The 9,239-nt window shown below is 44.6% G+C and carries 12 protein-coding genes; 4 read left to right on the forward strand and 8 right to left on the reverse strand.

Annotation, left to right across the window (positions count from 1 at the left end; translation table 11 throughout):
* Positions 1-150: 150 nt before the first annotated feature.
* Positions 151-597: an NUDIX hydrolase gene (locus tag KNQ03_RS02400; RefSeq protein WP_214723407.1), complete on the forward strand. Its 447-nt coding sequence runs from the start codon at positions 151-153 to the stop codon at positions 595-597.
* Between the two features lie 144 nt (positions 598-741).
* Here the strand turns inward: KNQ03_RS02400 and KNQ03_RS02405 are convergent, their stop codons facing one another.
* Positions 742-1,176 (reverse strand): carboxymuconolactone decarboxylase family protein, encoded by a 435-nt coding sequence (locus KNQ03_RS02405; protein ID WP_029341860.1) that lies wholly within the window; start codon positions 1,174-1,176, stop codon positions 742-744.
* A gap of 120 nt (positions 1,177-1,296) precedes the next feature.
* On the opposite strand from KNQ03_RS02405, the gene KNQ03_RS02410 reads away from it, so the two are divergent.
* Positions 1,297-1,728: an Lrp/AsnC family transcriptional regulator gene (locus KNQ03_RS02410; RefSeq protein WP_214723409.1), complete on the forward strand. Its 432-nt coding sequence runs from the start codon at positions 1,297-1,299 to the stop codon at positions 1,726-1,728.
* 52 nt (positions 1,729-1,780) lie between these two features.
* Here KNQ03_RS02410 and KNQ03_RS02415 read toward each other — a convergent pair whose 3' ends face one another.
* A complete protein-coding gene (locus KNQ03_RS02415; RefSeq protein ID WP_214723411.1) occupies positions 1,781-3,796 on the reverse strand; it encodes a Na+/H+ antiporter in 2,016 nt (671 codons plus the stop codon).
* Between the two features lie 56 nt (positions 3,797-3,852).
* Complete coding sequence (locus tag KNQ03_RS02420) at positions 3,853-4,761, reverse strand: helix-turn-helix transcriptional regulator (protein WP_214723413.1); 909 nt, start codon at positions 4,759-4,761, stop codon at positions 3,853-3,855.
* 83 nt (positions 4,762-4,844) lie between these two features.
* Here KNQ03_RS02420 and KNQ03_RS02425 point away from each other — a divergent pair, with 83 nt between their 5' ends.
* Entirely contained in the window at positions 4,845-5,369 is a 525-nt protein-coding gene (locus KNQ03_RS02425; RefSeq protein WP_214723415.1) for a dihydrofolate reductase family protein, read from the forward strand.
* 50 nt (positions 5,370-5,419) lie between these two features.
* Here KNQ03_RS02425 and KNQ03_RS02430 read toward each other — a convergent pair whose 3' ends face one another.
* From KNQ03_RS02430 to KNQ03_RS02440, 3 genes are read right to left on the reverse strand one after another with little or no spacing between them, the layout of a single operon-like run.
* Positions 5,420-6,640 carry a cation:proton antiporter gene (locus KNQ03_RS02430; protein ID WP_023468483.1) on the reverse strand — a complete coding sequence of 407 codons (1,221 nt, stop codon included), beginning with the start codon at positions 6,638-6,640 and terminating at the stop codon, positions 5,420-5,422.
* A gap of 3 nt (positions 6,641-6,643) precedes the next feature.
* The gene (locus KNQ03_RS02435) at positions 6,644-7,144 is read right to left on the reverse strand and encodes a cation:proton antiporter regulatory subunit (protein WP_029341865.1); all 501 of its coding nucleotides are present in this window, start codon (positions 7,142-7,144) and stop codon (positions 6,644-6,646) included.
* Between the two features lie 24 nt (positions 7,145-7,168).
* Complete coding sequence (locus KNQ03_RS02440) at positions 7,169-7,387, reverse strand: AbrB/MazE/SpoVT family DNA-binding domain-containing protein (RefSeq protein WP_058264909.1); 219 nt, start codon at positions 7,385-7,387, stop codon at positions 7,169-7,171.
* A gap of 248 nt (positions 7,388-7,635) precedes the next feature.
* Here KNQ03_RS02440 and KNQ03_RS02445 point away from each other — a divergent pair, with 248 nt between their 5' ends.
* The gene (locus tag KNQ03_RS02445; RefSeq protein WP_214723417.1) at positions 7,636-7,941 is read left to right on the forward strand and encodes a hypothetical protein; all 306 of its coding nucleotides are present in this window, start codon (positions 7,636-7,638) and stop codon (positions 7,939-7,941) included.
* On the opposite strand, the gene KNQ03_RS02450 is transcribed toward KNQ03_RS02445, so the two are convergent.
* Positions 7,924-8,547, reverse strand: coding sequence for a hypothetical protein (locus tag KNQ03_RS02450; RefSeq protein ID WP_214723418.1), 624 nt, complete (start codon positions 8,545-8,547; stop codon positions 7,924-7,926). The two genes, KNQ03_RS02445 and KNQ03_RS02450, sit on opposite strands and share 18 nt — an antisense overlap.
* Positions 8,548-8,550: 3 nt before the next feature.
* Positions 8,551-9,120: a GNAT family N-acetyltransferase gene (locus KNQ03_RS02455; protein WP_214723420.1), complete on the reverse strand. Its 570-nt coding sequence runs from the start codon at positions 9,118-9,120 to the stop codon at positions 8,551-8,553.
* Positions 9,121-9,239 lie beyond the last annotated feature (119 nt).

A 9,239-nucleotide genomic window follows, 5' to 3' on the forward strand; every position in this document is an offset into this window, starting at 1 on the left:
CCATCTTTATTCATAGGTAACCCCTCATTTCTAAATCGAAATGAGGGGTTTTTGTATCGGTGATGCCCATGAATGAGTAGCTCCTCCGTGTAAGTTACTTTTTAAGGTATAATTCAAAATGAGAGACCATATGAAAGGACGGATGCAGGAATGGATGTCATCTCCTTTGGTCAGAAAGAAAATAATCAACGCTACATAACAAGACCGGCTGTCTATGCTGTAATGTTCAATCGTCAGTTAGACAAAATAGCTGTCATTCAAAAAAGTGACGGTAAATATTTTCTTCCAGGTAGCGGAATCGACGCACACGAAACGCACGAGGACTGTCTTAAAAGAGAAGTTTTAGAAGAAACCGGACTGGATATCGAAATCAGTGCTTTTATCGGACGCGCAAATCGATATTTCTACTCTCATAATGAATGTACTTACTATTTGGGTGAAGGTTATTTTTATGTCTGTCATGTGGATAAAAAAATAAAAGATTCCATTGAAGAAAACTACTTTTTAAGGTGGATTAATCCTTCTAAAGCAACAGAAGATTTATTCCACGAACATCAACGTTGGGCTGTTCGGAAAGTACTAGAGGAAAACCTCTGATGTAAAGAAAATGATTAAGACCAACAAAAAATTCAATTTTTATCACTTTATTAAAGAGTTACATTTTTATCTTCAGACTAACAATAACGAATCAAATATATCCTAGTATTTCTTTATATTTACGTTGAACTAATGAGCATTCAATTAAGTATAAGTCGAATCAGGGATATCTGTTGGCTGTAAATTCATGATTGCTCCAAAATATTGAGATGCTGTACAAAACGTAATGAACGCACATAACTCGCTGATTTCTTGAGCAGTAAATGTTTCTTTCATCAATGAAAATATGGAATCAGGAATATTCCCCTTTACCGTTAAAAAGAGATCTGCAAATCCAATAGCTAAAATCATTTTTTCATCCATGATGTTCTTCTTCGGCTTTCCTTTAGCCTTACAATAGGCACATCCATTTGATTGTGCCAATGTTCTTCGAACTTGTTCTTTCAAATCTGAACTTAGGATTCCTTCTTCAACCAAGTCTCTTTCAAGCATCGTCCAACTATTTAAGATTTTGGCGTTGTGACCTAATAATTTCTGAAACGGTGTTTCTCCTATTTGGGATAAAGGTATTTTTGTCATTCTCGTCACTCCTTCTACAAAATATTTTATATAATAATCAAGCATCCTTGCATTTCATTTGATACATTTGACGATAAAATACTCACTGTTCAACATTTTATTTCGGAGGAGGATTTACAATTGAAAATTGACATAATTGATCGACAAATTTTAAATGAATTAGCTCAAGATAGTCGATTATCGATGCGTTCATTAGCAAAACGAGTTAATTTATCCGCTCCCTCCGTAACAGAGCGTGTCCGACAAATGGAATCTTTTGGACTCATTCAAAAATACAGTTTAAAAATCGATTACGAAAAGTTAGGGTCTCCTATTGAATGCTTAGTAGAAGCAACCATTAAAGAAGGACGCTACGATATATTTAAAAATCACATACAGCAACTTACTAACGTTGACTTTTGTTATCGAATATCAGGTGATTCTTGCTTCATGCTAAAATTACATTTCCAAACGTTTCAAGAGGCAGAATTTTTTATAGAACAAATCCATCCATATGCCCATACAGTTACTCGCTTTATTTTTTCGGAAGTTGGCACTCAAGTCATGATATAAAAAAAGACAAGAAGAGCATTTGAAGTTTGCTCTTCTTGTCTTTTGATAAATATTATTCAACGTATTCGTACAAAACGACGCTCTCGATGTAGTGAATGAAGCGGCGTAATTCCTTCTCCTCTTCGTTCGAGAGATCCCCTTCTTTCGACATATTCGCGATTTCAAGACGCTGAACTTCGATCGCTTTCAAGCAAAGTTCTTCTTTTTGCTGATCGACGTCCTTGCCACCGATTGGTGACGACCAGCGCGTATGTTTGAAGCGAAGTCGTTTATAGAACTCCAGCACGCTTTGAACGACGTCTGGCGGATACGATGAACGGCAATTCTCGAGACGTTCAATCACTGTGCCCATTACCTTTTCATATAGTTCATGCTCGACTTGTGTCATTTGAATCAACGCATCAGACGACATGTTCGATCGTTTCCGTTTCCACCAGAGTTTACGGATCGGTTGGACGATTTGGAAACGCGAATCCTTGCCGATCGCCTTACGACGATTTTCGATCGAGCGGAAAACGTCCTTCTTCAGCAGATCCGGCACCTTGTGTTCAGCGACGAAGCGTTTCGTTTCTTCCTTCTCCCACTGAACGGCTTCAAGACGTAAGGCTTTTAATTGGTCATTGAACTGGTTTAGTTCTTCCTGACTTTTCTCCTGCGCTCGCAGTAATCGAAGCATGACATGATACTCATTGAGAAGATCAAACGCAACGACTGCATTGTCTTCATCCGTCACTTGCTTAATCTCTGAGATCGCCCGGCGAATCATCCGTTGTTTTTGGGCATTCAGGTCGAGTGCGATCGGCGTTGCCGCCTCACCACGGTTCAATACCGGTAAGAGAATTGTTGCGAGAACGAGCGTATAGATGATGACACCCGCTGCAAGGAAGATGATCAACGAGCGTTCCGGGAAGGCTTCACCGGACTCCGTCAGGAACGGTAAAGATAACACCCCGACCATCGTGATCGTTCCGCGAACCCCGACTAGTGTCGTGATCAAATCTTGTTTGAAGGACGGTCGACGGTGCTCCCGGTCCTCTTTTTTGAAGAACCGATGATCAAACCAATTGAAGAACATCGTCCAGACGAGACGGATCGCGAGAATGAATGATCCGATTTCGATGACATATAACATGAGACGCCAGTTGTTGATCGCGTCATCTGCGAAAATCTCGCGTGTCGCTTCTGGCAACGTCAAACCAAGCAATAAGAAAATGATTCCGTTTAGCGTATACGCAATCATCGTCCAAATGTTATCCGTCAACGTCTGCTCTTGTGCAAAGAACGTTTCTGTCCGTTCTTTGATCAAGGCATGCAAGATACCACCTGTGACAACGGCGATGACGCCTGACGCGTGAAACCCTTCTTCGGCGATGAAGAAGATGATGAATGGCGTCAAAATTTGCAGCAAGGCATAAAAGACAACGTCTTCAATGCCGGCGCGACGCAAACGAACCTTGAGAAAGTTCATCGCGAGTGAGATCGTCAATCCGATCACCGCTCCGACGATGAACATGTAGAAGAACTCAGTCGTCGCACTTTGAAGCGAGAAATACCCTGTGACGACAGCAGCAACCGCATAACTAAACGCAACTAATCCTGAGGCGTCATTGATCAGCGATTCTCCGCGAACGAGCGTCAGAATCTGTTCTGGAATCTGGACACGTTTCGCGATCCCGTTGACGGCAATCGGATCAGTCGGCGATAAAATCGCAGCTAAAGCAAACGCAGCAGCGACTGGAATGACCGGAATCAACCAGTTGATGAAGTACCCTCCGACGATCGTCGTCAACAAGACGAGGATGATTGCGTTCCCAAAGATCGCTGTCCGCATCCGCCATAAATCTTCTCGTGGGAAGTGAGAACTATCGTTATAAAGTAACGGTGCGATGAATAAGAGGAGGAACCACTCGGATTCGACCTCAATCGTAAAGCCACTCATCAAAAGGGCAGCAACGGTTCCGGCAATGATTTGAATCAAAGCCGTTGGGATGAAACGGATGTAATGTCCGATGACTTGCGTCAATAAAATAAGCGCAAGCATCAATAAAATCAATGATAGTGTTTCCATGGAAGACCCCTTCCTCTATTGTTTCTTTCTACCTATATCCTAACATAGTTTTTTAATCAATCCTGTCCGAGCGCCTTATCGGACCGTTGCACAGCAATCATTTCTTCTGCTTGACGAATCAACTGCTCCCGGAGTTCGAGTGGTTCAAGGACTCGCACTTCCGGACCGATCCGCATCAATTGGCGTCCGAGATACGGCAGTTCGGTTTCCGGAACCAACCATGTTCGTTCCGACTGAATCGGTAAAATCCCCTCTAGCAACCGTTCGCCTAATGGTGATACTTCCAGTTTCACCGTCGTCATCGGTACACGTGTCATGTCTTGTTCCAAATCTGAAAAGGTTAACTCGGTTGCTGGCAACTCATGAAGCATCACGTCTTTGATCCGATCAACACGGAACTGGCGATACCCTCGATTCGTCTGTCCATAGAAGTACCAGCGATTCTGTTCGAACGATAAACCAATCGGATCTACGACGATCATGCGTTGTCCTTTTGTCGTCTCATAGAGAATATTCCCCATCCGTCCGCTCTCTAACAAGTCGAGTAACGCTGGATTTTGCGGCGACGGTGGTGTGTCGACCGTTTGAAAGCGAAAGCGGTCTTTCCATTTTACGATCTGTTGCTCCGTCATCTTCGGTAACTCGTTCGCATAACGTTCAGCGACTTCCTGTCGAATCGTACCGAATGGAAAATCGGGAATCTGTCCGACCCATTCCAGAAGGATGAAGAAGACAATCGTCTCTTCATCCGTCAAAACGAGTGGCGGCAGGTTCCGATGTGGCAACATCCGGTAACCCCCTGCCACGCCAGGTTCGCTGTAGATTGGATAACCATTTGCTTCAAGTACCGTCATGTCTCGTTGAATTGTCCGGATCGACACCTGACATTCTTCCGCGAGCATCCGTGCAGAGAAGTGTTCGCCCCGGTTTAACAAGCGTACTAAACGCCACTGTCTCGTATTCATACAGTTCCTCCTTAAATGACGACATCTTTTGTCGTCATTATACGCTAAGATGAAGTCACACGACGCAAAAGGAGGAATTATGGATGTCACAACCTACGACCGTTCTTTATATCGCTTGTAGTCTTGACGGGAAAATTGCCAGACTCGATGGTTCACTTGATTGGTTATTTGCCGTTGCCGGAGACGGGGATAATGGTTATCAAGCGTTCTATGATCAAGTCGGTGCCGTCATCATGGGACGAAAAACATATGATGAAGTCCTTCAACTCAGCGAGACGTACCCTTACGCAGATATTCCGAGTTATATCTATAGCCGGACGCAACGAACGTCTGAGACGGTCACCTATACGGATGAACCGCTCAATCAACTGCTCGACCGGATTTCGCCAACGATTGAAGGTAATGTTTGGCTGATCGGTGGTGGCGAGTTGATTCAAGAAGCGTTGCGCTTAAAACTCATCCGCTCGATTGAACTGGCAATCGCCCCTGTCATTCTCGGAACAGGCATCCCACTGTTTCCGGAAGGAACGAATGAAACGCATCTTCGTTTGACAGCGAGTCGCCATTCGGGACAATTCCTGATGGCGACGTATGAAGTCTTGACTTAAATAACAACAACCGGTTCGGGAAAGCGAACCGGTTGTTCGTTTACATCAGATTAGGCATTTTTCTTCGTCTTTTTCGCTTTTGGTTCTGTCCACTTAAAGATTTTATTCATGACGTTGTAAATCCGCTTCGATTCCTTCGTCATCAACGGTCCAAGAATGGCGAGAATCAAGACATATAAGGCAGAGAATGGTGACAAGATATCCATCAATCCACCGGCGATTCCGAGATTCGCGACGATGATCGAGAACTCCCCGCGCGAGACGATCGTCAAGCCGATGTTCGAGGATGCTTTGTGTGACAAGCCTGCTTTACGCCCCGCAATCATACCAGCTACGTAGTTCCCGATGATCGTGATGACGACGGCACCGAGTGCGAGCCAGACGGCGTCAAGTAACATCGTCGGATCGATGCTCAATCCGAAACTGAAGAAGAAGATCGCACCGAAGAAATCACGGAATGGTACGACGAGATGTTCAATCCGCTCTCCTTGATCGGTTTCTGAGAAGACGAGACCGAGTAACAACGCCCCGATCGCTTCTGCAACATGAATCGTTTCCGAGAATCCAGCGATGAAGAACAAGGCAGCAAAGACGACGATGATGAAGACTTCATCCGAGGCGATCTTCAGCATCTTATTCAAAAGCGGTGTTGCCTTCCGAGCGACGATGAAGAACAGCAACATATAGCCGAGGGCGATCAAGATTGAGGTAAGGGATGCGAGTAATGTCGTCCCACCGCCGAGAAGCAGTCCCGATAAGACCGACAAATAGACGGCGAGGAAGATGTCCTCGAACATGATGATTCCAAGAATCAGCTCCGTCTCCGTATTACCGGTCCGGCGGAGATCAACGAGGACTTTCGCCACGATAGCACTGGAGGAGATCGTAATGATCCCGGCGATGACGAGTACTTCATAGAGTGGGAATCCAGCGATGAATCCGTATAAGAGACCACCGGTAAAGTTAATCGATAAATAGATCGTTCCGCTTGTGACAATCGATTTTCCGGACCGGATCAGCTTACCGATCGAGAACTCGAGTCCGAGATAGAATAAGAGGAACAGGACGCCGATTCGTCCGAGGAAGCTGATGAACTCAGCACTTTCAATGAACTTGAAGTCTAGTATCCCGATTGTCGGAGCGTGCGGTCCAACAATCATCCCGAGAATGATTAGAAACGGGATGATCGAGAAATTGAGTCTGTTCGCGAGCACTGCCGCGATTGCCACTAAGATAAGCGCGGTACCGACTTCAAATATGAGATGATCCATATATTATCCGCCTCCTTCGATTGAGAATAATGCTTTCGTGATGTGACGGATGTTTTGACGCTCTCCAGATAAGACGATCGTATCACCGGCTTCAAGGCGTGTATCCGGTCCTGGATTGAGCGATTTTGAACGGTCATGCTTGAGCACCGCAATGATTGAAATATCGTAATGGTTACGGACATCGAGTTCACCGATCGTTCGATTGTTGACCTTTGAATCCTGACCGACTTTGAACCATTCAATGACGAGATCATCAAACGCGAGTTCAATTTTTTCGAGATCCTTCGGCTTATAGGATAATCCTCCGAGAATTCCTGCCATCTGACGGGCTTCTGCGTCATTGAACGTCACGCTCGAGATGCTCTCATCAAAATCGTCATCATCATAGTGATGCATCTCGCGTCGTCCGTCGTCATGGACGATGACGACCACCTTATCTCCTCGTGTCGTGATGCCTTCGAACTTCCGTCCGATTCCTGGTAAATCTACTTCGCGCATATCCATCTGTTATTTCCTCCTTTTTTGATTTTACAAATGATGATTCGCTTTGTGGATGAGTGTCTTGAACGCCTCATCACTCAATATATCTTGAAGGTCATGCAGCTGTTTCAAATCCGCTTTCGCCATGATGACAAACCCGTCCTCCTCAATGAATGCCACGCGATCTCCTTCCTCCACTTGCAAGGCCTGCCGAATTTTTTTGGGGATGGTGATCTGTCCTTTTGACGTTAACTTTGATAGCTCCATCACGAACTTCCTTCTTTCTGTGTTTTTTCTTGTATTCCTTACTTCCTTACTTTTCTTATTTCCAATATAACATAGTTCTAAACTTATTCCGAGTATTTTGCTTTGAATTAAAATTTAAAAATCGATTTTCTTTTTGTTCAACCGTATTCATACGATTATTTTCAAGACATCTTACAATAAACATAGAAAAACGCATCCTAATCTAAATGGATGCGTTCTTCGTCTTATTGTTATTCGGAGGTGATTTTATGTCGCAATGGTTTTCAATTGCGTTCGTGGTCTATATTTTATCGTTGAACGTGGCAGCGATTTATCTTATCTATAAACGAATCGTACCAGCTATAGTCGCTGGCTTAACAATTCTCTTCCTGATTCCAACCGTCAGTTGGACCGTCATGGTACTTTTTGTATTCGCTTTATTCGTCACACCAGTCATGGATTGGTTTGAAGGTTTAGAAAGTCTCATTAACCTGATGTGGATTGGTCTGCTGAACGGATGCTGTTACATATTATTCGGAATCGTCAGATGGATCATTTCAATGATTCAGAAATGATTCTTTGGCTGGATCAATCTTTAGCCCTTTTTCACCTAAGTGATGGATGGACCGTTCAATCGCTGTTTCGATGTATCCATCCAATTGACACGGCAACAAGATATCATATTCTTGTGGCAGAACGGTTCGTCGGTCCTCTTCTACCTCTCTAATGAAATGCGGAAGTGCTTTCCACCTCGACTGCACACTCACTTCATGAAGCGCTCCGTTGATCGCTTGTTCATTCCAGTTCACGAACGGAGCAATACGTGTATTGTACCGCCTGAAGTCATCATGATACCTTGAACCGATCGAGGCGTCGGCTATGATTGCTTGTCGTAACCACCCCATATAAAAACCGCGTAACCAAATATCGTCCGCTATCAGATGGACGTAATAGCCACTTCGAAAAGATGGATCCCAAGACGCCGAGTCTCTCCAAAATGCTTCGTAGTCAATTGTTCGTGTCCCGTTCGCTAATTCACCCGTATAATAGTGGGCTTGCTCCTTCTCGTCATGGCGTGCATCAGGAGCGATCGTACCTATAAGGAATCGAGCAGGGTCTAGTTCCGGAAGTAACGTAATCAATCGTTGTCCGATGTAGGCATGCATCAGTCGTGAACCCATCGCTTACCTTCCTTCATAATCACTGCGCGTGATCGCATAAATCTTTAAGTCCCAGAAACGCTCTTTAACGAATAAAGCACTCCGCGAGACTCCTTCGAACGTCATACCGATCTTTTCCATGACACGAGCAGATCCATCATTTGCAACAAAACAACGGGCTTGAATGCGCTCGAGTCCGAGTGTCTCAAAACCGTACTGTACGAGACGCGCTGCTGCTTCCGGCATCAAACCCTTCCCCCAGTAATCGCGCGACAGCGCATAACCGAGTTCTGCTTGCTGTTGCTCAAACGAGACTTTGATGAAATCAATCGTTCCGATGACTCGTCCGTTCGTTTTGTCTTCAATCGCCCAAGGTGCCGGATTCCCTAGTTCGTATTGGCGAAGGATGTGATCGACGAATTGCTCAGAATCCGTGAGGCTTTTATGCGCATGCCAGCTGACATATCGCGCCGTCTCTTCATCTTTCGTGTAGGCATAGATATCTGCTGCATCTTCTGTGCGAACCGGTCGCAAACGGAGTCGCTCCGTTTCAAGTACAGGCAAAGCTTGATATAAATCGATGGTCGTTAACATGATTGAACCCTTCTTCCTTTGATTTTTTCCAAGTATACCCACTCTTCTATAAAAAGTATAGAGATATACGAAAACGTTATCAGAATTTTCTGGTATACTATTGGAAAATGATGTAAGAA

This window comes from Exiguobacterium sp. s143 (assembly GCF_018618895.1).
GTDB classification, from domain to species: domain Bacteria; phylum Bacillota; class Bacilli; order Exiguobacteriales; family Exiguobacteriaceae; genus Exiguobacterium_A; species Exiguobacterium_A abrahamii.